Genomic DNA, 23,643 nt, shown 5'->3' with positions numbered 1-23,643 from the left:
CCGTCCGCGGACCTGGAGGGCGAAGCCCGGAAGGCGCCTCATCCGGGGTGCCATTTCTTTTGGTTACTTTTCTTTGGGCAAGCAAAGAAAAGTGACCCGGCCTCCGGCAGGAGGTCGGAAGCCCGCGGCAGGCGAGCCCGGTCGCCGTATCGCGACAACCAAGTGCAAAGTCACTGGACCCCGGCCTGCGCCGGGGTGACGACAAAGATGAAGCGGTGAGGCAAGTACCCACCCCTCACCCCGACCCTCTCCCCGAAGGGGAGAGGGAGACAAGTCAAACGCACAAACAAAAACCCCGCGGATCGCTCCGCGGGGTTCTTGGCAAATCTGTAAGACGCCGGGATTACTCCGCGGCAGCCTTCTTCGCAGCCTTGGCGGCGGAGACAGCGGCGACGTCTTCCTTGATGCGAGCAGCCTTGCCTTCCAGATTGCGCAGGTAGTACAGCTTGGCGCCGCGAACCTTACCCTTACGCTTCACTTCCAGCGAGTCGATGGCCGGGCTGTGAGCCTGGAACACGCGCTCCACGCCGGTGCCGTGCGAAATCTTGCGCACGGTAAAGGCCGAATGCAGACCGCGGCTGCGCTTGGCGATGACGACACCCTCGAACGCCTGGACGCGCTCGCGGTTACCTTCCTTCACCTTCACGTTCACCACCACGGTGTCACCAGGGCCGAACTCCGGCAGCTGGCGGGTGATCTGCTCGGCTTCGAACTGTTCGATGATCTTGTTCATGGCAACACCTGTCTGTTCACTGTGCCCTTAATGGGCCGTATCGTCGTGCCGCGTCTGCTGAGCATGCTCGCGGCGGAATTCTTCCAACAGCGCACGGGATTCCGCATCCAACGCGCGCTGCGCCAAAAGATCGGGACGCCGCAACCAGGTCCGTCCCAGCGATTGCTTCAGGCGCCAGCGGCGGATAGCCGCGTGGTCGCCGGAAAGCAGTACATCCGGCACATCACCCAGTGCGTCATGCACCGGTTTTGCATAGTGCGGGCAATCCAGCAGTCCGTCCGAGAACGAATCCTGCTGCGCCGACTGCGCGTCGTTCAACGCACCGTCCTGCAAGCGGCCCACGGCGTCAATGATCACTGCCGCGCCCAACTCACCGCCAGACAACACATAATCGCCGATGGAGAGCTCCTCGTCGACTTCGTGCGCCAGCAAACGCTCGTCCACACCTTCGTAACGCCCACAAAGCAATGCAATGCGCGGCAATCTCGCCAGCGCTTCCACCCTGCCCTGCGTCAGCCTCGCACCTTGCGGGCTGAGATAAATCACATGCACCGGCTCCGGTGCCGCCTCACGCATTGCCTTGAGAGCATCGCGCAAAGGCTGAATCAGCATCACCATCCCGGGTCCGCCGCCGCATGTGCGGCCGTCCACGGTGCGGTAATTGTCGGTGGCGTAGTCGCGCGGGTTCCAGGTTTCCACCTGCAGCAGTTCACGCTGCTGAGCCCGTCCTACCACACCTACCGCAGCGCACTGACGCATGAAGTCGGGAAACAGCGTGACGACATCGATGCGCATGATCCTCAACCCATTTAGCAGCGCGTGGCGCGCTCAGAATTCAGGATCCCAGTCCACCACCATGCGCCCGCCGGACAAATCCACCGAACGCACAAAAGATCCCTGGACAAAAGGAATCAGCCGCTCGCGCGTGCCGTCCTTCACCACCACGACATCGTTGGCGCCGGTCGCGAACAGATGACTGACCCGACCCAATGCCACGCCTTCCGTGGTGACGACCTCGAGACCTTCGAGATCAACCCAGTAATACTCGTCCTTGCCGGGAGGTGGCAGCAGTTCGCGGGAGACATAAATGTCCTGACCCACCAGTGCTGCTGCACCATCTCGGTCATCCACGCCAGGCATCTGGGCGATGAGCCCCTTGCCCTGCGGACGACCTTTCACTCCCGTGATCTCCGTCTCCATACCCGGCGCCGAACTCAGCAGCCAGGGCTGGTAGGTGAAGATCCGCGTGCGAGGCTCGGTCCAGGATTCGAGCTTGACCCAGCCCTGCACGCCGTACAGCCCGACGATGCGTCCCACCAGGACGCGCCGACTGGCTGCCGTCATACTCAGGCAGCCTGCTGCTTGCCGGCTTCCTTGACCAGGGAGGCGACCTTGTCGGTCAGCTGCGCACCCTTGCCAATCCACTCCTGCACGCGAGCAACGTTCAGCTCAAGGCGCTTGTCCTTGCCCGAAGCCACCGGATTGTAGAAACCCACGTTCTCGATGCTGCGACCGTCGCGCTTGTTGCGCTGGTCGGTGACAACGATGTGGTAGAACGGACGGCCCTTGGCGCCGCCGCGCGAAAGACGAATCTTGACCATAAGTAAAAGCTCCAGAGTTGCCGTATGCCGGCAGCACGCACGAGGCCGTGCGCGGTAAACGCGGCATTTTAATGAATTTTGAGGAAAAAGGAAGAGCTGACAGGCAAATCCGGCCGAAAACACCGGCCGGGCCGTTCAGACTCAGCGCATCGGCGGGAAACCGCCACCCATGCCGCCCATGCCGCCCATGCCCTTCATGGCACCGCGCATCTGCCGCAGCAGGCCCTTGGTGCCACCCTTGGAGAGCTTGGACATCATTTTTTCCATCTGCATGTACTGCTTGAGCAGACGGTTCACGTCGGCCGGCTGAGTGCCCGAACCGCGTGCCACGCGGGCACGGCGCGAGCCGTTGAGCAGATCCGGATGACGACGTTCCTTTTTGGTCATCGACTGGATGATCGCGATCATGCGCTTGACCTCGCCATCGTTGACCTTGGATTTCACATTTTCGGGCAGGCTTGCCACACCCGGCAGCTTGTCCATCAGGCCGGCCAGGCCGCCCATGCTGTTCATCTGCTCGAGCTGGTCGCGCATATCGTTGAGATCAAAGCGCTTGCCCTTGATGACTTTCTCGGCGAGCTTCTGCGCCTTTTCCTGATCGACCTTGCGCTCGACTTCCTCGACCAGCGACAGCACGTCGCCCATGCCGAGGATGCGCTGCGCAACGCGATCCGGATGGAATGGTTCCAGCGCATCGGTCTTTTCACCTGCGCCGAGAAACTTGATCGGACGGCCAGTGACGTAACGTACCGACAGCGCCGCGCCGCCACGCGCATCGCCGTCCGTCTTGGTCAGCACCACGCCGGTGAGCGGCAGCGCTTCGGCGAACGCCTTGGCGGTATTGGCCGCGTCCTGACCCGTCATGGAGTCGACCACGAACAAGGTTTCGATCGGCGTGATCGCGGCGTGCAGCGCCTTGATCTCCGCCATCATGGCTTCGTCCACGTGCAGACGGCCGGCGGTGTCGACCAGCAACACATCGACCACTTCGCGGCGCGCGGCAGCGATGGCGTTCTTGGCAATGTCGACCGGGTTCTGGCCCGCTTCCGACGGGAAGAACTTCACGCCCACCTGTTCGGCCAGCGTGCGCAACTGTTCGATAGCCGCCGGACGGTACACGTCGCAGCTGACCACCATCACCTTCTTCTTTTTGCGCTCGGTGAGGAAGCGGGCGAGCTTGGCCACCGTGGTGGTCTTACCCGCACCCTGCAGGCCCGCCATCAGCACAACGGCCGGCGGCTGCTGCGCGAGGTTGAGTTCGGTGTTGGCGGTGCCCATCAGGGCGGTCAGCTCATCGCTGACCACCTTCACCAGCGCCTGGCCCGGCGACAGGCTCTTGAGCACTTCCTGGCCCACCGCGCGCACCTTTACGCGCTCGACCAGCGCCTGCACCACCGGCAGGGCCACATCGGCCTCCAGCAGGGCGATGCGTACTTCGCGCAGCGATTCGCGGATGTTCTCTTCGGTCAGGCGACCGCGCCCACGCAAGCGGTTGACGGTGGCAGAGAGGCGTTGGCTGAGGGACTCGAACATGGATCAGGCCGGTGGGCGGAAACGGCCGATTATAGCGGGGGTTGTGCTCCAGGGATGCTCCCTCGTACCTGAACCCTGGTCCGCCACCACCTTTTGTTGCTAGGGCGCCACCCGCCGTCAACCCGCGTCGCTTCACCCCTCCCGCGCTTTTCGGCCCTATGCCACACTCGCCCGCTATGGCCGTCACCCTCCTCTTCGCCCTGCTTGCCATCGTGCTCTACCTCACCGCCGCCGCAGGCCTGGCGCGGCCGCTGCTGAGCGGCGGTCAGCCACTGAGCCGCACGGCCCTGAGTCTGGCGGGCACAGCTGTACTGATTCACGCGGGCATTCTGCTGAGCATGCATCGCGGCGCGGTTGACCTTCATTTCTTCGCCGCGCTGTCACTGGTCGCCTGCGTGGTCTCGGCGCTGACACTCTTGGTTAACCTGTCGCGCCCGGTCGCTGCCTTGGGCGTGATCGTTTTTCCGCTGACGGCCCTGCTGCTTGCCGTGGATACCTTTGCGGCACCGGTGACCTCGCCTGAGCCACTGGAGTGGCAGATCAAGCTGCACGTCACCGTGGCGCTGCTTGCCTTCAGCGTACTGTCGATTGCGGCCGCGCTGGCCATCCTGCTCGCGGTGCAGGAGCGCGCGCTTCGTCACCGCCAGTTCGGGCCGTGGCTGCGTGCACTGCCGCCGTTGACGCTGACTGAAACGCTGCTGTTCCGCCTGATCGGCGCCGGTTTTCTGTTGCTCACGCTGACCCTGCTGACCGGCATTCTGTTTGTCGACAACTTGTTCGGCCAGCACCTGATCCACAAGACGGTGCTGTCGATCATTGCGTGGCTGGTGTTCGGTACCCTGCTCTATGGACGCTGGCGTCATGGCTGGCGCGGCCGCAGCGCCGTCAACCTCACCCTGGTTGGAATGGGCGTGCTGTTGCTTGCTTTCTTCGGCACCAAGGCGGTGCTGGAGTTGATACTCCATCGCGTCCCATGACCGCCGCCCGCCAGTTTGTTCTCACCCTGTCCTGTCCGGATCGCGCCGGCATCGTGGCAGCGGTGTCGAACCACCTGGCATCGAATCACTGCAACATTCTCGAAGCACAGCAGTTTGGCGACGCTGAAACGGGCCGCTTCTTCATGCGGCTGGTGTTTGAAAGCGCGCAGCTTTCATTCGATGAGCTGAAGCGCGGCCTCGACACGTTCGCTCCCTCGCTTGCCATGCAATGGACCCTGCGTGACCGCGCACAACGCCGAAGGGTGATGCTGCTGGTGTCGAAGTTCGATCACTGCCTGGCGGATATCCTCTATCGCTGGCGCATCGGCGAGTTGCCCATGGATATCGCGGGCATCGTCGCCAACCATCCGCAGGAGACGTATCGTCACCTGGATTTCGACGCGATTCCGTTCCATTACCTGCCCGTGCACCGGGAACACAAAGCGGAGCAGGAAGCCGCGCTGTGGTCGCTGATCGAGCAATCCGGCGCTGAACTGGTGGTGCTTGCGCGTTATATGCAGGTGCTGTCGCCTGACTTTGCCAGGCGTCTGGCTGGCCGATGCATCAACATCCACCACTCGTTTCTGCCGGGCTTTAAGGGCGCTCGCCCTTACCATCAGGCGCACCGACGTGGCGTCAAACTGATTGGCGCGACCGCTCACTTCGTCACCGCCGATCTCGATGAGGGACCCATCATCGAGCAGGATATCGAGCGGGTGTCGCATGCCGATACGCCGGACGACCTTATCCGTATCGGCCGCGATATCGAACGCCGCGTGCTCGCCCGCACACTGAGGCTCTATCTCGACGACCGCGTGTTGCTCAACGGCGGCAAGACGGTGGTTTTCCATTCCTAGACGGAGGCATTCGTGGAACTGATCGGCATGCTCGACTCGCCCTACGTCCGCCGCGCGGCGATCTCGCTGCGCCTGCTGGGCGTACCGTTCACCCATCGCTCGTGGTCGGTATTCCGCAACTTCGACCAGTTTCGCCAACTCAATCCGCTGGTGAAGGCGCCCACGCTGCAGTTGGACGACGGCACGCTGCTTACCGAGTCCGGGCTGATCATCGACTGGGCCGAAACCATCAGCGACCGCCCCAGCCTGATGCCAAGCGAACCACAGACTCGGTTGCGTGCATTGCGGTTGACCGGTATTGCCCTGGCGGCGAGCGAGAAGAGCGTGCAGATCGTTTACGAACACAAGCGCGATGCGGACAAACGTGATGCTGGCTGGCTGGAGCGCGTGACGGGGCAGCTCCGCTCGGCTTATGACCTGCTTGAACGCGAACTGGAAGGCGTCCATGGCTGGTTGTTCGGCGATACGCCGACGCAGGCAGATATCACCCTCGCCGTAGCCTGGGGCTTCACCCAACTGGTGGTAGCGGACGCCATTGATGCGAAGGCTTATCCGCGACTGGTCGCTTTTGCGCAGCACGCGGAACAGCACCCTGACTTTGCGGCGCTACCGGCCACTTGAGCAGGTCATCTTTTGTAGTGCGCGACCGCGGAGTTGAAGCGGCCGGTCGCGCACAAGTGCGCTCCCACAGGTGGCGTCTGACGATCAACGGCAGGCGTCGATGGCTTGCGAAAGCCGCTCCACCGGGACGATTTCCATATCGCCAACCTTTGCCTTCTTCGGCGCATTCGCCTTGGGCACGATAGCCTTCTGAAAGCCGTGGTGCGCCGCTTCCTTCAGGCGCTCCTCGCCGTTTGGTACTGGGCGAATTTCACCGGACAAACCCACCTCGCCGAACGTGATGGTTTTCTCCGGCAACGGCCGGTCTCGCAAACTGGACAGCACCGATAGCAGTACGGGCAGATCCGCGGCCGTTTCCTGCACGCGAATGCCGCCCACGACGTTGACGAACACGTCCTGATCGTAGGCGGCGACGCCACCGTGCCGATGCAGCACCGCCAGCAGCATCGCCAGGCGATTCTGCTCGAGACCCAAAGCCACACGGCGCGGATTGCCCAGCGACGATTGATCCACCAGCGCCTGCACTTCTACCAGCAGCGGACGGGTGCCTTCGCGCGTCACCATCACCGCACTACCGGATGTCGGGCCACTGTGTGTCGAGAGAAAGATCGCCGAGGGATTGGGCACTTCGCGCAGCCCCTTCTCGGACATGGCGAACACGCCCAGCTCGTTCACCGCGCCGAAGCGGTTCTTGAACGCGCGCAGCACACGAAAGCGGCTGCCCGATTCGCCCTCGAAATACAGCACTGCATCCACCATGTGCTCGAGCACGCGCGGGCCGGCAATACCGCCCTCTTTCGTCACGTGACCGACCAGAAATACCGATGTACCGGTTTCTTTGGCAAAGCGCGTGAGCTTGGCGGCCGATTCGCGCACCTGGCTAACCGAGCCCGGCGCAGCCGTCAGCAGCTCCGTCCAGATGGTCTGAATGGAATCGATCACCAGCACGCGCGGTCGGTTGCTGAGCGCTTGCTCGATGATGCGCTCGATGCAGGTTTCCGCCAGCGCATGCAGCGGCGCCAGGGGCAGATCCAGACGTTGCGCACGTGAGGCCACCTGAGCCAGCGACTCTTCGCCAGTGACATACACACTGCTCATCTGGGTGCCCAGCGTACCCAGCATCTGGAGCAGCAAGGTGGATTTGCCAATACCCGGATCACCGCCGATCAGCACCACCGAGCCGTCCACCAGACCACCGCCAAGCACGCGGTCGAGCTCGCCGATGCCGGTGAGCGTACGCATTTCCGCATGAAGCGCCACTGCGGTCAGCGGCGTCACCTTCGGCGAACCGGATGCTGCGCCGGCGTAGCCCGCCGTGCTGCGCGCTGCGCCCGCCGACTTCACTGCCGGCTGCACCACGATTTCACTCAGGGTGTTCCACGCCCCACAGTCCACGCACTGGCCCTGCCACTTGGAGTGCTCCGCGCCGCAATCGGTGCAGACATAGGCGGTTTTGGCTTTGGCCATGCGTGGTTCCTGAAAGCGTCGCGAGGAGCGACAAGCTTAGCGGGGCAGCATCGCAATCCGCGAGACGCCGGCAGATGACGACATTACGAAGCGCTTTTGCCCTAGATCACGAGGCGATCAGAGGTAACTTGCTACTTTCCCTACCCGGTGCCTTACCCATCGGCCCGGACATGGCAAAGAAGATTGCATTATTTCCCAAGCACCCCGAGCGTATCTGCTGGGGCTGCGACAAGTACTGCGCCGCCGACGCCCTCGCCTGCGGCAATGGCTCGGGCCGTACGCCGCACCCTATCGAGATGCTCGGCGACGACTGGCTTGAGCAGGGTGACTGGGGCTTTGATCCGGACGAGGTTGCCAAGGCCAGGGCCCGGGCTGGAAAGACGGAACCCTGACCATCTTCCTGTTACTCAGTTCTCGTCTTCAACGAACAGCACGCGTTTCGTCATGCCGCAGGTGAGGTCATAAGAGATCGTGCCCGCCTGGGCAGCGATGATCTCCACCGGCAGCTCCGGACCCCACAGGGTGACGCGATCGCCGACCTTCGCATGCGGCGCGGCGCGAAGATCCAGCGTAATCAGATCCATCGACACGCGTCCGATAAGCGGCACCTGATGATCCCCCACCAGCACGGGCGTTCCCGCCACTGCGCTACGTGGATAGCCATCGCCGTAACCCACGGCAGCAACACCCACCGACATATCTTCCGGGCAGGTCCACGTGCCGTTGTAGCCGATGCGTTCGCCCTTGCTGATCCGATTGATGGCGATCAGACGAGTGCTTAGCGTCATCGCTGAGCGAAAACCAAAATCCGCGCCCGTCTTGCCGTCCACCACCGACAAGCCATAGAGCAGGCCACCCGTACGCACCCAGTCGCCGCGCGCGTCGGTCCAGCCAAGCAGGGCAGCCGAGTTGGACAACGAACGAGGCCCGCTCAACCCCTGCGTAGCCTCAGCGAAGCGGCGTATCTGTGCCGGTGTCTGCGTACCGTCGAACACTTCGGATTCGGCAAAATGGGTGAGCAGACCAATCTCCGGATCGATGCCCGGCATGGCCGCCAACTGAGCGTGCACGAACGGCACCGCTTCAGGCGCAAAGCCCAGACGATGCATGCCGCTATCCACCTTCAGCCACACGCGCAGCAGACCACGTGCAGGCGACGCTTCACGCAGCCATTGGAGTTGTTCTTCGTGATGGATCGCCGCATCGAGGTTAAGGCGCTGCATCTCGGCGATATCGCTGGCGCGATCGGGCCCTGACAACACCACAATGCGCTGACGATGCCCGGCTGCGCGCAAACGCAGACCATCCCCCAGGGCTGCCACCGCGAAAGCATCAGCATCGCCGTCCAGAGCGCGCGCCACGCGCTCCAGCCCATGACCATAGGCATCGGCCTTGACCACGGCCATCACTTTCGCGGGCGCGGCCATGGCCTTGATGCGGGCCAGGTTGTGGCGCAATGCGCCCAGATGAATGGTGGCGACAGTAGTGCGACTCATGCCTGCTTGGCGTCGTGACGACGACGCGAAATGTAAAGGGTGGATGGGAATGCGGACCGGCCGGCCCAGAACGGGACAGAGATTAACAGCCCTTGCGGGAACTGGCGGCCCACGGCAAGCACCCTAGCCTTGCAGGACGGCGCCCCGGGGCCACTCAGATGGCTTTCTCAGGGCAATCGGCGCCACCCCGCCCTACCTGGCCGATGGGCAGCCACGATCAGCGCGTATCGCAATGCTTAAGGGCGACGCGCCGGGCTTTGTCGTACTCATGCTGGGTCATGGCGCCCGAATTCAATGCATCCTGCAGATCGGTCATCTGCTTACCGCACGTTTCATTGTTGTTCTGCACCACACGCGGACCGCCTCCGCATCCCGCGAGCAGCACACAACAACCGAACATCAGGGCGGGTATCAACGACTTGTTCATGACAGTCAGGCACCCAAGGCTTCCGCGCGAACACGAGCACAAGCTTGCGCCGATGATCATGAACCTCGCCGAGGTCAGATGCCCAGCGCGCGCGTAACGCCTCCGGCTGTACAGCGACGGTTTCGCTAAATCAAGAACTTGTCAGCGATGAGACGCGCGCTGGAAATCGCGTTACTCGAATGCGCCCACAAACGAATCCGGCGCGTAATTTTCGAACTTGGTGTAGTGACCAAGGAAGGTCAGCTTCACCGTATCGGTCGGGCCGTTACGCTGCTTGCCGATGATGATTTCGGCGAGTCCCTTATCGGGCGATTCCTTGTTGTAGTACTCGTCGCGGTAGATGAACATGATCACGTCCGCGTCCTGCTCGATAGCGCCGGATTCGCGAAGGTCGGACATCATCGGACGCTTGTCCGCACGCTGTTCCAGCGAGCGGTTCAACTGCGACAGCGCGATCACCGGGCAATTGAGTTCTTTCGCCAGGCCTTTCAGCGAGCGCGAAATCTCGGAGATTTCGGTCGCGCGGTTTTCCTTCATGCCAGGCACCTGCATCAGCTGCAAGTAGTCGATGACGATAAGGCCGAGGCCACCGTGTTCGCGATGCAAGCGGCGGGAACGCGAGCGCATTTCCACCGGCGAAAGGCCCGGCGTGTCGTCGATGAAGATCTTGGCCTCGGACAGCAGCGCGATGGCGTTGGTGACCCGCGGCCAGTCTTCCTCAGCGAGATCGCCATTGCGCAGGTGCTGCGCATGGATGCGGCCCACCGAGGAGATCATACGGAAGGCCAGCTGCGAGGCCGACATTTCCATCGAGAAGATCGCCACGGCTTTCTTGCCGCGCATCGCCACCGCTTCGGCCATGTTCACCGAAAACGCGGTCTTACCCATGGAGGGACGTGCCGCGACGATGATCAGGTCGGAGGGCTGCAAGCCCGACGTGAGCTCGTCCAGATCGGAGAAGCCGGTGGAAACGCCGGTGAGCTGCCCTTTGTTTTCGAAACGCTCGGAGAGAATGCGGAAAGCGTCCTTCACTGCTTCCCGCATGGACACTGTGTCTTTCTTACCGCGCGCACCCGACTCGGCGATCTTGAACACCGCCTGCTCGGCGCGCTCCAGCACTTCCTGCACGGTTTTGCCTTCGGGCTGATAACCGTCTTCGGTGATGCCGGTGCCCGCGTCGATCAGCTGCCGCAGCACGGACTTCTCGCGCACGATCTCAGCGTAGGCGGCGATGTTTGCCGCGCTGGGCGTGGTGTTGGCCAATTCGATCAGGTACGCAGCGCCACCCACCATCTCAGCCAGGCCATTGGCTTCGAACCAGTCGCCCAGCGTCACTGCATCGCAAGGCATGCCTTTGGATGCCAGCTCGGTGATGGCGCGCCAGATCAGGCGGTGGTCTTTGCGGTAGAAGTCCTGCTCGCTGAGACGGTCGGCCACCTTGTCCAGCGAATCCGGCGAGAGCATGAGGCCACCCAGCACGGCCTGCTCCGCATCGGTCGAATGCGGCGGCATGCGCAGCGCATCGAAGCTCGACGGCGGTTTGCGCTCGCGGTCGGAACGGCGGCGGCGGCCACCGGGTTCGTCGGAACGGTCGGAAACGAAGGACATCGCGGTTCCTCGGAGAAAACCGACGGCAATCCGGCGGCGGCATGGCAATGGTCACAGAGCATACGCGGCGCCATCTCAGGCTTCGAGACAATAACTCTGTGGAAAAGCTGTGTTTATCTGTGGATAAGGCGGTGGGTAAAACCACGCGCCAGACCAAAAGCAAACGGGCGCCCGGAGGCGCCCGTCTGGGTATCGCGAGCGATGGAGCGGCTTACTTTTCGCCGATCACGATCACCTTGACCACGGTCTGCACGTCAGCGTGCAGCGCGATCACGGCTTCGAACTCGCCGGTGTGGCGGATCGGGCCTTCGCCCTGGATCACTTCGTTCTTGTGCACGTCGTAACCGGCGGCTTCCAGAGCCTCGGCGATTTCGCGCGGACCGACCGAGCCGTACAGCTTGCCTTCCGGGCTGGCGTTGACGGTGATGGTCACCGAAGCGCCCTCCAGCTTGGCCTTGCGGCCTTCAGCGCCGGACAGCTGCGAGGCTGCCTTGGCTTCGTACTCGGCGCGGCGCTTCTCGAAAGCTTCGAGGTTGGCGGCGTTGACCGGCACGGCCTTGCCCTGCGGCAGGAGGTAGTTACGACCGTAACCCGGCTTGACCTTGACCTTGTCGCCCAGGTTACCGAGGTTGCGGACTTTCTCGAGAAGAATCAGTTCCATGATGGTTCCTTTTCGTTAGCGCCGAATGGGCCCGACGCAGCCGTGGACGGTTGTCCGAAGAGTTTGACGGTGCGCCGGGTGTCACCACCCGGCGCACGCCACGATCAGACGTCGTGGTTGTCGGTGTACGGCAGCAGCGCCAGGAAGCGGGCGCGCTTGATGGCGGTTGCCAGCTGGCGCTGGTAACGAGCCTTGGTGCCGGTGATGCGGGACGGAACGATCTTGCCGTTCTCAGTGACGTACTGGCGCAGCGTGTTGAGATCCTTGTAATCGATCTCCTTCACTTTTTCAGCCGTGAAGCGGCAAAACTTGCGGCGGCGGAAGAACTTGGACATGGCTTAGGCTCCTGCTCAGTCGTCGCTGTCGCGATCGTTGTCGTTGTCGTCACGGTCACGGCGACCCGGACGCTCGTCACCTTCGCTGTCGTCATCGCGGCGGCGCGAAGACTTGGCATCGTCCTTTTCCTTCGACTTCAGGATGAAGGACTGCTCGGTATCAGCGGCATCGCGCTTGATGACCAGATGGCGCAGCACGGCGTCGTTGAAGCGGAAGCCCGACTCCAGCTCGTTCAGCGCGTTCTGGCTCACTTCGATGTTGAGCATGACGTAGTGAGCCTTGGCCAGGTTCACAATCGGGTAAGCGAGCTGGCGGCGGCCCCAGTCTTCGAGACGGTGGATCTTGCCGCCGTCGGTTTCGATCAGCGCCTTGTAGCGCTCGATCATGGCCGGGACCTGTTCGCTCTGGTCAGGGTGGACCAGAAACACGACTTCGTAATGTCGCAGGGACATCGTGGGGTAACTCCTTGTGGATGCGGCCGTTATGGCCTCGCAGCCTCCCGCCCTATGCGGTGAGGCAAGGTTCTGCCCAGGCCTTTTGAGCGTGGACAGAAGCGGAAGTGTAAAGGAATTCAGCAGCTTGGGGCAAGCCGATGGCGGCCAGCCTCATTTCGGCCGTCTCAGCCGACGGTGAAACTCTCGCCACAACCGCACTCGCCGGTGGCGTTGGGGTTGTGGAACACGAAGCTGGCGTTGAGGCCCTGGCGCTGGAAGTCGATTACCGTGCCATCGATCAGCGGCAGGCTCTTGCCTTCGACGATCAGCGGAATGCCGTCAACATTCAGCGTCTCGTCACCCTCGCCCACCGACTGTGCAAGGTCGACCACATAACCGAAGCCCGAGCAGCCGGTCTTCTTGACGCCGAAGCGCACGCCTGCGGCGCCGGGGGTACCGGCAAGGAAGGACCGCATGCGTTCGCTGGCGGCGGGAGTGATGGTGATGGTCATGGGCAATGCAAAACGCCGAAGGTCGGAAATCGGGTGCGAAGGGTCGCTACCTGAACGATCCCTACATTATCATGGCTAGTTCTACTTACGCGTCCGATATGCGGCGCCCAGCAGGAGTTTCAATCCATGGCGGTGGTAAGCGTCAAGCAGGCTCTTTCCGGTTCGATCGAAGCCGGCAGTGTCGTCACGGTGCGCGGTTGGGTGCGCACGATCCGCGATTCGAAGGGCGGACTGTCCTTCGTCAATGTGACCGATGGTTCCTGCTTCGACCCGATCCAGGCGGTGGTCACCGACAAGGTGTCCAACTACGAGAACGAGGTGAAGCACCTCACCACCGGCGCCGGCCTGATCGTCACCGGCACGCTGGTGCCGTCGCAGGGCAAGGGGCAGCGCTTCGAAATCCAGGCGGATACAGTCGAAGTCACCGGCTTCGTGGACGATCCGCTCACCTACCCGATCCAGCCGAAGCCGCACACCATGGAGTTCCTGCGCGAAGTGGCGCATCTGCGCCCGCGCACCAACCTGTTTGGCGCGGTGACCCGCGTGCGCCACACGATGATGACGGCGATCCATCGCTGGCTCACCGAGCAGGGCTTCTTCTGGATCAATACGCCGATCATCACCACCTCCGACGCCGAAGGCGCAGGCGATATGTTCCGCCTGTCCACGCTGGACCTGGCGAACCTGCCGCGCACGCCGGAGGGCAAGATCGATTTCCGCAAGGATTTCTTCGGCCGCGAAGCCTTCCTCACCGTGTCCGGCCAGCTCAACGTCGAGGCCTACTGCCTGGCGATGAGCAAGGTGTACACGTTTGGCCCGACCTTCCGCGCCGAGAACTCCAACACGCCGCGCCACCTGGCCGAGTTCTGGATGGTGGAGCCGGAAATCGCCTTTGCCGACCTCCACGCCAACGCCGATTGCGCCGAGGGTTTCCTCAAGGCCATCTTCAAGGCCGTGCTGGAAGAGCGCGCGGATGACATGGCGTTTTTCGCCGAGCGCGTGCAACCGGATGCGATTAGCCGTCTGGAAGCCTTTATTGCCGAACCGTTCGAGCGCATCGACTACACCGATGCAATCGACATCCTGAAGAAGTCGGGACAGAAATTCGAGTTCCCGGTGGCCTGGGGCATCGACCTGCAGACCGAACACGAGCGCTATCTCGCCGAAAAGCATGTCGGTCGCCCGGTGGTCGTGATGAACTACCCCGAGCAGATCAAGGCCTTCTACATGCGCCTGAACGACGATGGCAAAACCGTCGCCGCGATGGACGTGCTGGCGCCGGGCATCGGCGAAATCATCGGCGGCAGCCAGCGCGAAGAGCGTCTGGATTACCTTGACCGCCGCATGGTGCAGTTCGGCCTCGATCCGGCCACCTATGGCTGGTACCGTGATCTGCGCCGTTACGGCACCGTGCCGCATGCCGGCTTTGGCCTGGGCTTCGAGCGCCTGCTGGTTTACGTGTGCGGCCTCTCCAACATCCGCGATGCCATCCCCTATCCGCGTGCGGCGGGAACGGCTGAATTCTGATTTACGGTTGACTCATGCGTTATCGCCAGATCGTTGCTTCTGCACTTCTCCTTTCCGCCACCATGCTGGGGGGCTGCCACAGCGCGAAGTCGCTGGTGCCACCCAACCTGCGGGGACCGGAAGACAGCCGTAGCAGCCTCGATCAGGCGAAGCAGGCACTGCAGCAGGCCACGCCTTGCTGCAGCACCTTTGCCGATCTCTCGTTCCAGAACACGCTGCCGTGGAAGCCGAAGAAGTTCGAGCTGGGTCCCGGCAGCCTGGTGGCCAGCATCAATGGCGACCGCAGCTATTTCCTGAGCTTCAGCCTGCCGCGCGAAGCAACCCTCCCCTATCGCATCGCCTTCAAGGCGGCGCTGAATGGCCGATGGCTGCGTGCCAGTTACCTGTTCGCGCCCACGGTAGTGATCCTGGATGACGCGTTCCAGCCGATCAGCTCGCAGGATGTCGGCCTGTGCGAACACATGGGCTGGACGGATGAAAGCACCGGCGCCTTCGGCAGCGTTGAAGTCACCGACAAGCGCGCGCGCTATCTGGTGCTGTACAGCTCGGCCAAGCAGCAATCGGGCAGCACCTACTGGGAGCAGTCGCCGGCGGCGTTTTCCGCCGAGGCTCCGGTGAAGATGGCGGCCACCGGCACATTCAAGGTGCCGCACGGTCCCGACGGCACGGTCTGGCTCGGCATGATGGATAAGACTTATCAGGGCGCCGTCGACAACGCGATCTGTGCCAAGGCGCCACAAGGCGATGGCGTACTGAACACGCTGCGTGATGTCATTCCGTTGCCGACCATCGGCGACAGCAGCAAGAGCGATACCTCTAAGGCGCCCTCCGGTGGCAACGCCGCCAGCAACGGTGCTACACCAGCAGCCGGCGGCGCCGCCAAGGACTGAACGCGCTCACCCGCAACAAACTAAAGACAGGCACGCATGATCGAGCTCTACCTATCACTATTGATGACCGGCGTCGCCTGCTTTCTGCTGCACTTCGGCGCGCAGTACCGCGTTGCTTCGCTGCTACAGCGAAATCATCCGCGTGAATGGCAGATCATTGCCGAAGCAGAGGGCCGCCCAACCAATCTGATGCGCACCTGGATGCGCCTGCAACTGGCATTGCGCTCGCCGGTGCTGCCTGCGCTGGAAGACAGCGCCATCACCCGTTGGCGGCTGGCCTGGCGCTACAGTTTGTGGGCCGCATGGCTTTGCTGGTTTGGCGCGCTGGGTATTCAGCTCAACGCGCGCTGATTTAAGGCGATACTTCGTCAGTGTCGCCTTAACCTTTCAAGGAACCCGTCATGCAGCTGGATCTGAGCGGACGTCACGCACTGGTTTGCGGTGCTTCGCAAGGCATCGGGCGCGCCAGCGCCATCGAGCTTGCCGAACTGGGTGCCAGCGTCACCCTGCTATCCCGCTCCGCGGATGCACTCAAGGCAGCGACTGACGCGCTCCCTCGCCGGCAAGGCCAGCACCACCGGTGGTTTGCCGTCGACATGTCGCAGACCGAGCTACTGCGGGAAGCACTGGCCGACATGGTGGATGACCACCCGCTCGAAATCCTCATCAACAACACCGGCGGCCCGCCGGGCGGCCCCGCGCATACGGCAGGCGCGGACGCATTCGAAACCGCGTTCCGCCAGCATCTGCTGGCTGGCCAGACCCTGGTACAGGCCTTGCTACCGGGCATGCGTGCCAGCGGCTATGGCCGCATCGTGAACATCATCTCCACCTCGGTGAAGGAACCCATCGCCGGCCTCGGAGTTTCCAACACCGTACGCGCCGCCGTGGCCAGCTGGGCCAAGACGCTTTCGAGCGAACTGGCCGCCGATGGCATTACGGTCAACAACGTACTGCCCGGCTATACCCGCACCGCACGACTGGATGGCCTGCTCGCCGCGCAGGTACGCAGCACGGGCCGCAGCGAGGAAGAGATCGCCCAGGGCATGCTCGCCACGGTGCCGGCACGACGCTTCGGTGAGGCCGCCGAGGTGGCCTCGGTGGTGGCTTTCCTGTGCACGCCGGCAGCGGCCTATGTGAATGGCGTCAGCATTGCGGTGGATGGCGGACGGACCCGCTCGCTTAGCTAATCCCCTACGCCTGGCCGGGAAAGGCATACGCCTGCGTCCGGTGCAATTACCGGGCTCAGGCCTTAAGCTTGCACGGATGCCAAACCTGCGCCTCGCCAACCTGATCGACGGCCGCCTTCAGGCGCCACGCAACGATCGCTGGCTGGATGTGTTCGAACCGGCCACGGGCCAGGTCTTCGCACACTGTCCTGATTCCTCCGCTGATGATGTCGCTGACGCCGTGGCTGCCGCTCAACGCGCCGCGTCCGCCTGGGCATCCACGCCAGCCGAACAGCGCGCACAGTTGCTGCACAAGCTGGCTGACCGGATCGAAGCACGGCTGGACGATTTTGTTGCCCTCGAATCACGCGACAGCGGCAAGCCGCTCAGCCTTGCGCGCAACCTCGACATTCCACGCGCCATTTCCAACCTGCGCTTTTTCGCGGCCACCATCATGGGGTGGAGCAGCGAATCGCATGCCATGGAAACCGGTGCGATCAACTACACGCTGCGCCAGCCGCTCGGCGTCGTCGGCTGCATCAGTCCGTGGAACCTGCCGCTGTACTTGTTCACCTGGAAAATCGCCCCTGCCCTTGCGGCCGGCAACACCGTGGTGGCCAAGCCGTCGGAGATCACGCCCTGCACAGCCGCCCTGCTCGGCGAGCTGAGCGTCGAGGCCGGGTTTCCGCCCGGCGTGCTGAACATCGTGCTGGGTCGCGGCCCCACCGTGGGCCAGGCCATCGTCGAGCACACCGCCGTGAAGGCGGTGTCGTTCACTGGCAGCACGCGCACCGGCGCGCATATCGCCGCTGTGGCCGCGCCGCAGTTCAAAAAGGTGTCACTGGAACTGGGCGGCAAGAACCCCGCCGTGGTGTTTGAAGATGCCGACCTGAGCGACGCCAACCTCGACACCATCGTGCGTTCGGGCTTCGCCAACCAGGGCGAGATCTGCCTGTGCGGCTCGCGCCTGCTGGTGCAGCGATCCATCTACGACGCCTTTCGCGAACGCTATCTGGCGCGAGTGAAGGCCTTGCGCGTAGGCGACCCGAGCGAAAACGGCAGCGATCTTGGCGCACTGGTCTCGCAGGAACATTTCGACAAAGTGATCGGTTGCATCGAACAGGCGCGCAATGAAGGCGGACGCGTGCTTTGCGGCGGTGAAGCGATCACCGTCGACGGGCGATGCGCCGATGGCTGGTTCGTGGCCCCCACCGTGATCGAGGGGCTGGGCAGCGACGCCGTCACCAACCAGCACGAAATATTCGGGCCAGTGGTAAGCCTGATTCCCTTCGAAGATGAATCCGACGCGCTGGCCATCGCCAACGGCACCGGCTACGGCCTGGCCGCCTCGGTGTGGACGCGCGATCTGGCGCGCGCCCATCGCTTCGGCGCCCAACTCGATTTCGGCATCGTGTGGACCAACTGCTGGCTGTTGCGCGACCTGCGCACGCCCTTTGGCGGCACGAAACAATCCGGCCTCGGCCGCGAAGGCGGCGCGGAAGCACTGCGCTTCTTTACCGAGCCGAAAAACATTTGCATTCGCTACTGAGAACTTCCCCGTGAAAAGCCCTCTGCAGAACCTGCTCGACAGCAACCGTGAATGGTCCGCCGCCGTCCGCGCACAGGATCCCCGGTTCTTCGAACGCCTCGCGCAGCAGCAGGCGCCCAAGTATCTGTGGATCGGCTGCTCTGACTCGCGCGTACCTGCCACGCAGATCGTGGATCTGCCGCCGGGTGACATCTTCGTTCAGCGCAATGTCGCCAACGTGGTGTCGCATACCGACCTCAACTGCCTCAGCACCATCCAGTTCGCCGTCGACGTACTCAAGGTCGAGCACATTCTGGTGGTAGGCCACTACGGTTGCGGTGGCGTGCAGGCGGTGCTCGACGATCGCCGCCTCGGGCTCGTGGACAACTGGCTGCGCCACGTGGGTGATGTCGCCCAGAAGCACTCGACGCTACTCACCTCCATCGACATGATGAACCTGCGCAATGCCCGCCTGTGCGAACTCAATGCGATGGAACAGGTGGTCAATGTCTGCCACACCACCATGGTGATGGACGCCTGGGAGCGCGGCCAGAAACTGACGGTGCACGCCTGGTGCTACAGCTTGTTCGATGGTCACGTTAATGACCTTGGCATGCACGTGAGCTCGCGCGACCAGCTCAAACCCGCCTATGAGCGCGCCATGCAGCGCCTGGGCACCATCCCCGAGTTCAACCGATGAAAGGTGTCGTCCGCACCGAGCAGGCGCCAGCACCGGTGGGTGCGTATCCGCATGCGCGCCGGGTGGGCAACTTGCTGTTTCTGTCCGGCGTGGGTCCGCGCACGCCGGGAAGCAACGCAATTCCCGGCAACGTGTACGACGACGGCGGCAAGCTGACTGGCTACGACATCGAGGCGCAATGCCGTCAGGTGTTCGCCAATGTGCGTGCAGTGCTCGAAGCGAGTGGCGCACGCTGGGAAGATCTGGTCGACGTCACCGTGTTTCTCACCGACATGGCGCGCGATTTCTCAACCTACAACAAGCTGTACGCCGAGTACTTCGCAGGCGTCGATGCCTGCCGCACGACGCTTGGCATCACGGCCTTGCCCACGCCTATTGCGATCGAGCTGAAATGCATCGCTGCGATCCAGGAGTGAATGGCGCGTAGTGTGAAACGAGAGAAAGCCCTCTCTCACTTCTCACTCCTCTTCACTCACTTCTCCACAAAAAAGCCCCGGCGCACAGGCGCCGGGGCTTTTTTGTGATCATGACTCAGTGGCTGGGCGCGGTCTGTGGCAGCGTGGACTTGGCCGTACGCTTGGCGGACTTGCTGCCCTTCTGCTTGGGCTGACCGGTGCTGGCCTTGTTGCTCTTCTTGTTGTGGTGATGGTGCGACGAAGCACTGGCCGGCTGGGCTGCAGCTGAAGGGGTCGCGGGCGCTGCCTGCGGGGCAGCATCCTGAGCCAGCACAGAACCGGAGAGAGCCACACCCGCCACAAGCAGGGAAGCGATCGCGAACTTACGCATGGTGATAAACCTCGACATCGTTTGCCGCGGACCCGGCCGGAACCCGGCAACGCGAGTGGCGCGACGGCAACAACATCGCATGTTTCAATGCATGCCGGAACTGGAATTTTCCCGCCTGCATGCAAGATTCCGGCGACCCGGATCTTGACATTGCAACTCCCTAACAACGCTCGAAGCTTTTTGCGATCACGCGACGCACAAGCGCAGCAGCTGGCCGATGATCTCCTGCAGCCGCGAGGCCTTCGCCTCGTCGTAGGCAAAGCTGTCTTCGTCCATATAGTTGAGCTGCGCCAGCTCCAGCTGCACGGCCTGCACGCCTGTTTCCGGCTTTCCGTAATGACGGGTGATGTAGCCACCCTTGAAGCGGCCGTTGATCACAAAGCTGTAGCGCGACTGGCTCTCCATCGCGGTTTGCAGCGCCGCCTGCAATGCAGTCGAGCAGCTGGCGCCATCGGCGGTGCCGATATTGATATCGGGCAACTGACCCTCGAACAGCATCGGTACGCGACTGCGGATGGAGTGCCCTTCCCACAACACGACACGGCCGTGCGCTGCACGCACACGCTCAAGTTCTTGCGACAGCGCCTGATGGTATGGCCGCCAGAAGTCATTCACTCGGCGTTGAATTTCCTCCGCCGAAGGCTCCTCACCCTCCAGGTACAGCGGCTCGCCGTCGAAGCCGATGGTCGAAACCAAGCCTGTTTCGCGACGTCCCGGGTACAAAGCCTGACCGTCCGCCGGACGATTGAGATCGACCACATAGCGCGACGCCAGCGGCCGGATCACGCTCGCGCCCAAAGCCTTGGCCAACGGTTCGTACAAACGGCCGACGTGCCAGTCGGTGTCGACTGACCGCCGCGCATTCGGTTGCATGCGAGAGGCGATCGCATCGGGAATATGGCTGCCGTCGTGCGGCAGACTGATCAGCAACGGCGCGGTGCCTTGGTGGAGCGTGTAGGGCGAGGTCATGCGGCGAGTTTAGCGGGGTAGGAGCAGGAGTGAGTAAAGAGGAGTGAGCAGTGAGAGAAGAGCTTGGGCTTTGTTCCCTCTCACTTCTCACTCTTCTTCACTCACTTCTCGCTTCACCCAATCAGCACCAGCTCCTCGGCTGAGGAGGGATGAATGGCGACCGTCGCTTCAAGGTCGCGCTTGCGCAGTCCCATGGTCATCGCTACAGCAAAGCCCTGCAGCATTTCGTCTGCGCCGGGGCCAAGCACATGCATGCCCACCACGCGCTCGTCGTCGCCGGCACAGAGCACTTTCATCAACGTCTTGGAAGACTTGCCGGTGACGGCGTATTGCAGCGGTGTGAAGCGGCTGCGATAGACGCGCAGTTGATCGCCGTGTACGTCCCGGGCTTGCTCTTCGGTGAGCCCCACCATCGCGAGCGGCGGTTCGGCAAACACCACGCTGGGGATCGTGTCGTAGTTGAGCCGGCTCTCCGGCTGCCCGCCGAACAGCCTGTCTGCCAATCGGCGGCCTGCCGCCACGGCCACTGGCGTCAGCTCGGCGCGTCCGGTGACATCACCCACGGCGCAGATACCGGTCACGTTGCTGTTTTGCCAGCCATCGGTGATCACATGCCCTTCGCCATCCACCTCGACGCCAGCCGCCTCCAGATCCAGACGGTCACTGTTCGGCACACGGCCGATGGCCCATAGCACCGCATCGTAGGGGCCATAGGCGCCCTGCGCGGCATCGTCGATCATGATGGCGTCACCCTCACGGTGCAGGCCTTTCACCTGCAACCCGTGACGCACTTCAACGCCCTGCTCTTGCATGCGCGTTTGCAGCGCATCCGCGAGCTCCGCGTCGAAGTCGGTCAGCAGGCGACGACGCAGGTGCAAGGTCACCTCGCTACCCAATGCGTTCAACAGCCCGGCAAACTCAACTGCAATGTAGCTGCCGCCAATTACCGCGATGCGGCGCGGCAAGGTTCGCAGATCAAAAATGTCGTCGGACACCATCCCCAGTTCGAAACCTGGCACGTCGATGCGGCGCGGCCGCCCGCCCGTGGCGATGACGATTTGCGTGGCGCGCAATTCCGCGCCACTCGAGGTAGCGATGGTATCCGCCGAGACAAACCGGCCGGTCTCGGCGAACACCTGGATGCCCGCCTCGGACAAGCGCGCGAAGTAACGCTGACGAATGCCGTCGATGTAGTTGTGGCGCAGCTGGCGAAAGTGCTCCCAGTCCAATGCGCCGGGTGAGGAGGCAAAACCGTAGTCCAGCGCGAGACGTTGCTCCTGCGCCAACTGCGCGGCAAACCACAGCGCCTTTTTGGGTACGCACCCCACGTTCACGCACGTGCCGCCCATGGCACCCGGTTCTAGCAAGGCAACGCGCGCGCCGTGACGCGCTGCGCGAAACGCCGTAGCCAATCCACCCGATCCACCGCCGATCACGATCAAGTCGAAACTTTCAGCCATGCACTTCTCCTGTCCCTGCTCCTCACCCTAAATGAGGTGATGAGCAGGTTGCGTATAAGTCACACGCCAAAGCGTGCCGGCGCGTAGGGCGTGGGATCGATCGCCGGCGTCTGGCCATTCATAAGGGAGGCCACCAGCTCACCGGTCGCTGCCGACATGCTGACGCCCAGCATGCCATGCGCAGTGGCCAGCATCAGATTGGACCAACGCGTACTCGGACCGATGATCGGCACTTCATCCACGCTCATCGGACGCCAGCCCCACCATTCCTCCAGCAGTTGCGGTCCTTCAGGTACGTGTAAGCCTTCGGCCGCCCCGCGGCGCAGCGCGTCAAGGCGGGTGCGGTTGAGTCCTTCCGCGTACCCGGAGAATTCCATGGTGCTGCCCAGACGAAAACCGCTTTCCCAGGTGGTGACGCACACGGCGGCCTCGCGCAATACCAACGCATGACGCGGCACCAGCGACGGACGTGTATAGGTCAGGGAGTATCCCTTGCCCGGTTGCATGGGCAGGCGCAGATCCAGCAGTGAGGCGGTCAAGGGTGACCATGCGCCCAGCGCCATCACCACACGATCGGCATGAAATTCACCACGCGTCGTGCGCACGTGATCGATGCGGCCGCTCTGCGTGCCGAAGCCTTCGATGCGCGCGCCAGTCTCGATGGTGCCGCCGAGCTCCGTCACGCGACGCGCCAGCTCGGCGGCGTAGCGATCTGGCCGGAGCCGTGCATCGCCCGGATGAAACAGGCCGCCCGCCACGCCCGGCTTCAATGCGGGTTCGCGGGCTTCCACTTCATCGCCGCGCAGCCGCTCCACGACCACGCCAAGGCGATCGAGTACCTGAGCGTGATGCACTTCATCGGCCTTCAGCGCCTTACCGGTGCGATAGACATACAGCTCGCCTTCCTGACCAAACTCACAGTCGAACTGCTCATCACGCACCAGTGTCGCCAGTAAGGCTCGCGATCGTTGCAGGATGGCCGAGCGAGCATGTGCCGCGTGCTCAAAATCGCGCCAGTTGCAGTGCCGGGCGAAGCCAAGCAGCCAGCGCAGGCGTGGGCCGTCGAAACGGGGATTGAGGTAGAGCGGCGCATCGGCTCGCAGCATCGAGCGCAACGCCACGCCGAGCATGCCGGGCATCGCCAGGGGAGCGGCATGACTGGGGGTGATCGTTCCACAATTCCCGTGCGAACTGCCGCAGCCCGGGGTACCCTGCTCCAAAATTCGCACGGTAGCCCCGGACTTCAGCAGGTAGTACGCGCAGGCCAGGCCGATAACGCCGCCGCCAAGAATCAACACATCGCTGCGTGAAGCATCCATCCGGTTATTGTAGCGTCGCAATGGCCCGGCCC

The 23,643-nt window shown here is 63.0% G+C and carries 28 protein-coding genes; 11 read left to right on the top strand and 17 right to left on the bottom strand.

Annotated elements, in window-relative coordinates; translation table 11 throughout:
• Positions 1–343 precede the first annotated feature (343 nt).
• The 5 genes from rplS to ffh form a co-directional block, all read right to left on the bottom strand.
• Positions 344–733, bottom strand: coding sequence for a 50S ribosomal protein L19 (gene rplS / locus OQE56_RS07530; protein WP_019463592.1), 390 nt, complete (start codon positions 731–733; stop codon positions 344–346).
• Positions 734–760: 27 nt separating this feature from the next.
• Positions 761–1,528: a tRNA (guanosine(37)-N1)-methyltransferase TrmD gene (trmD, locus tag OQE56_RS07525; protein ID WP_267223050.1), complete on the bottom strand. Its 768-nt coding sequence runs from the start codon at positions 1,526–1,528 to the stop codon at positions 761–763.
• A 33-nt stretch (positions 1,529–1,561) separates the two neighbouring features.
• The gene (gene rimM, locus OQE56_RS07520; RefSeq protein WP_267223048.1) at positions 1,562–2,077 is read right to left on the bottom strand and encodes a ribosome maturation factor RimM; all 516 of its coding nucleotides are present in this window, start codon (positions 2,075–2,077) and stop codon (positions 1,562–1,564) included.
• A 2-nt stretch (positions 2,078–2,079) separates the two neighbouring features.
• Positions 2,080–2,334 carry a 30S ribosomal protein S16 gene (gene rpsP, locus OQE56_RS07515; protein ID WP_038616072.1) on the bottom strand — a complete coding sequence of 85 codons (255 nt, stop codon included), beginning with the start codon at positions 2,332–2,334 and terminating at the stop codon, positions 2,080–2,082.
• A 141-nt stretch (positions 2,335–2,475) separates the two neighbouring features.
• Positions 2,476–3,867 carry a signal recognition particle protein gene (gene ffh / locus OQE56_RS07510; RefSeq protein ID WP_267223045.1) on the bottom strand — a complete coding sequence of 464 codons (1,392 nt, stop codon included), beginning with the start codon at positions 3,865–3,867 and terminating at the stop codon, positions 2,476–2,478.
• Between the two features lie 176 nt (positions 3,868–4,043).
• Here ffh and OQE56_RS07505 point away from each other — a divergent pair, with 176 nt between their 5' ends.
• Genes OQE56_RS07505 through OQE56_RS07495 form a run of 3 tightly spaced genes read left to right on the top strand, consistent with a single transcriptional unit; the run spans position 4,044 to position 6,322 of the window.
• Positions 4,044–4,844: a cytochrome C assembly family protein gene (locus OQE56_RS07505; RefSeq protein WP_267223043.1), complete on the top strand. Its 801-nt coding sequence runs from the start codon at positions 4,044–4,046 to the stop codon at positions 4,842–4,844.
• The gene (gene purU / locus OQE56_RS07500) at positions 4,841–5,701 is read left to right on the top strand and encodes a formyltetrahydrofolate deformylase (protein WP_267223041.1); all 861 of its coding nucleotides are present in this window, start codon (positions 4,841–4,843) and stop codon (positions 5,699–5,701) included. The genes OQE56_RS07505 and purU overlap by 4 nt, the downstream gene beginning before the upstream one ends.
• Before the next feature lie 12 nt (positions 5,702–5,713).
• On the top strand, positions 5,714–6,322 hold the full coding sequence (locus tag OQE56_RS07495) for a glutathione S-transferase family protein (protein WP_267223039.1): 609 nt from the start codon (positions 5,714–5,716) through the stop codon (positions 6,320–6,322).
• A gap of 84 nt (positions 6,323–6,406) precedes the next feature.
• Here OQE56_RS07495 and radA read toward each other — a convergent pair whose 3' ends face one another.
• A complete protein-coding gene (radA, locus tag OQE56_RS07490; protein ID WP_267223037.1) occupies positions 6,407–7,789 on the bottom strand; it encodes a DNA repair protein RadA in 1,383 nt (460 codons plus the stop codon).
• A gap of 170 nt (positions 7,790–7,959) precedes the next feature.
• On the opposite strand from radA, the gene OQE56_RS07485 reads away from it, so the two are divergent.
• On the top strand, positions 7,960–8,181 hold the full coding sequence (locus OQE56_RS07485; protein ID WP_267223035.1) for a DUF3079 domain-containing protein: 222 nt from the start codon (positions 7,960–7,962) through the stop codon (positions 8,179–8,181).
• Between the two features lie 15 nt (positions 8,182–8,196).
• Here the strand turns inward: OQE56_RS07485 and alr are convergent, their stop codons facing one another.
• From alr to OQE56_RS07450, 7 genes are all read right to left on the bottom strand, one after another.
• Positions 8,197–9,285, bottom strand: coding sequence for an alanine racemase (alr, locus tag OQE56_RS07480; protein WP_267223032.1), 1,089 nt, complete (start codon positions 9,283–9,285; stop codon positions 8,197–8,199).
• 217 nt (positions 9,286–9,502) lie between these two features.
• Positions 9,503–9,712 carry a SadB/YajI family lipoprotein gene (locus tag OQE56_RS07475; RefSeq protein ID WP_267223030.1) on the bottom strand — a complete coding sequence of 70 codons (210 nt, stop codon included), beginning with the start codon at positions 9,710–9,712 and terminating at the stop codon, positions 9,503–9,505.
• 171 nt (positions 9,713–9,883) lie between these two features.
• On the bottom strand, positions 9,884–11,320 hold the full coding sequence (locus OQE56_RS07470; RefSeq protein ID WP_267223028.1) for a replicative DNA helicase: 1,437 nt from the start codon (positions 11,318–11,320) through the stop codon (positions 9,884–9,886).
• 211 nt (positions 11,321–11,531) lie between these two features.
• The gene (gene rplI / locus OQE56_RS07465; RefSeq protein ID WP_267223026.1) at positions 11,532–11,981 is read right to left on the bottom strand and encodes a 50S ribosomal protein L9; all 450 of its coding nucleotides are present in this window, start codon (positions 11,979–11,981) and stop codon (positions 11,532–11,534) included.
• A 104-nt stretch (positions 11,982–12,085) separates the two neighbouring features.
• Positions 12,086–12,316: a 30S ribosomal protein S18 gene (rpsR, locus tag OQE56_RS07460; RefSeq protein ID WP_017462785.1), complete on the bottom strand. Its 231-nt coding sequence runs from the start codon at positions 12,314–12,316 to the stop codon at positions 12,086–12,088.
• A gap of 15 nt (positions 12,317–12,331) precedes the next feature.
• Positions 12,332–12,769: a 30S ribosomal protein S6 gene (gene rpsF / locus OQE56_RS07455; RefSeq protein WP_267223020.1), complete on the bottom strand. Its 438-nt coding sequence runs from the start codon at positions 12,767–12,769 to the stop codon at positions 12,332–12,334.
• A 167-nt stretch (positions 12,770–12,936) separates the two neighbouring features.
• Positions 12,937–13,263, bottom strand: coding sequence for a HesB/IscA family protein (locus OQE56_RS07450; RefSeq protein ID WP_267223018.1), 327 nt, complete (start codon positions 13,261–13,263; stop codon positions 12,937–12,939).
• A 126-nt stretch (positions 13,264–13,389) separates the two neighbouring features.
• Here OQE56_RS07450 and asnS point away from each other — a divergent pair, with 126 nt between their 5' ends.
• The 7 genes from asnS to OQE56_RS07415 all read left to right on the top strand — a co-directional run bounded on the left by asnS (position 13,390) and on the right by OQE56_RS07415 (position 19,493).
• On the top strand, positions 13,390–14,790 hold the full coding sequence (gene asnS / locus OQE56_RS07445; protein WP_267223016.1) for an asparagine--tRNA ligase: 1,401 nt from the start codon (positions 13,390–13,392) through the stop codon (positions 14,788–14,790).
• Positions 14,791–14,804: 14 nt separating this feature from the next.
• Positions 14,805–15,680 (top strand): MalM family protein, encoded by an 876-nt coding sequence (locus tag OQE56_RS07440; protein WP_267223014.1) that lies wholly within the window; start codon positions 14,805–14,807, stop codon positions 15,678–15,680.
• A gap of 36 nt (positions 15,681–15,716) precedes the next feature.
• Positions 15,717–16,031 (top strand): hypothetical protein, encoded by a 315-nt coding sequence (locus OQE56_RS07435; RefSeq protein WP_267223012.1) that lies wholly within the window; start codon positions 15,717–15,719, stop codon positions 16,029–16,031.
• Positions 16,032–16,081: 50 nt separating this feature from the next.
• Complete coding sequence (locus OQE56_RS07430) at positions 16,082–16,870, top strand: SDR family oxidoreductase (RefSeq protein ID WP_267223011.1); 789 nt, start codon at positions 16,082–16,084, stop codon at positions 16,868–16,870.
• 76 nt (positions 16,871–16,946) lie between these two features.
• The gene (locus OQE56_RS07425; RefSeq protein WP_267223010.1) at positions 16,947–18,398 is read left to right on the top strand and encodes an aldehyde dehydrogenase; all 1,452 of its coding nucleotides are present in this window, start codon (positions 16,947–16,949) and stop codon (positions 18,396–18,398) included.
• A 10-nt stretch (positions 18,399–18,408) separates the two neighbouring features.
• The gene (gene can / locus OQE56_RS07420; RefSeq protein WP_267223008.1) at positions 18,409–19,077 is read left to right on the top strand and encodes a carbonate dehydratase; all 669 of its coding nucleotides are present in this window, start codon (positions 18,409–18,411) and stop codon (positions 19,075–19,077) included.
• Entirely contained in the window at positions 19,074–19,493 is a 420-nt protein-coding gene (locus OQE56_RS07415; protein ID WP_267223006.1) for a RidA family protein, read from the top strand. The genes can and OQE56_RS07415 overlap by 4 nt, the downstream gene beginning before the upstream one ends.
• A 115-nt stretch (positions 19,494–19,608) precedes the next feature.
• Here the strand turns inward: OQE56_RS07415 and OQE56_RS07410 are convergent, their stop codons facing one another.
• The 4 genes from OQE56_RS07410 to OQE56_RS07395 form a co-directional block, all read right to left on the bottom strand.
• Positions 19,609–19,863 carry a hypothetical protein gene (locus tag OQE56_RS07410; protein ID WP_267223004.1) on the bottom strand — a complete coding sequence of 85 codons (255 nt, stop codon included), beginning with the start codon at positions 19,861–19,863 and terminating at the stop codon, positions 19,609–19,611.
• A 186-nt stretch (positions 19,864–20,049) separates the two neighbouring features.
• The gene (hutG, locus tag OQE56_RS07405; protein WP_267223002.1) at positions 20,050–20,832 is read right to left on the bottom strand and encodes an N-formylglutamate deformylase; all 783 of its coding nucleotides are present in this window, start codon (positions 20,830–20,832) and stop codon (positions 20,050–20,052) included.
• Between the two features lie 113 nt (positions 20,833–20,945).
• Entirely contained in the window at positions 20,946–22,292 is a 1,347-nt protein-coding gene (gorA, locus tag OQE56_RS07400; RefSeq protein WP_267223000.1) for a glutathione-disulfide reductase, read from the bottom strand.
• 59 nt (positions 22,293–22,351) lie between these two features.
• Complete coding sequence (locus OQE56_RS07395) at positions 22,352–23,611, bottom strand: NAD(P)/FAD-dependent oxidoreductase (protein WP_267222999.1); 1,260 nt, start codon at positions 23,609–23,611, stop codon at positions 22,352–22,354.
• Positions 23,612–23,643: the final 32 nt, after the last annotated feature.

Source organism: Dyella silvae, assembly GCF_026421305.1.
Classification (GTDB): domain Bacteria; phylum Pseudomonadota; class Gammaproteobacteria; order Xanthomonadales; family Rhodanobacteraceae; genus Dyella; species Dyella silvae.
This window is presented reverse-complemented; position numbering and strand designations above follow the sequence as displayed.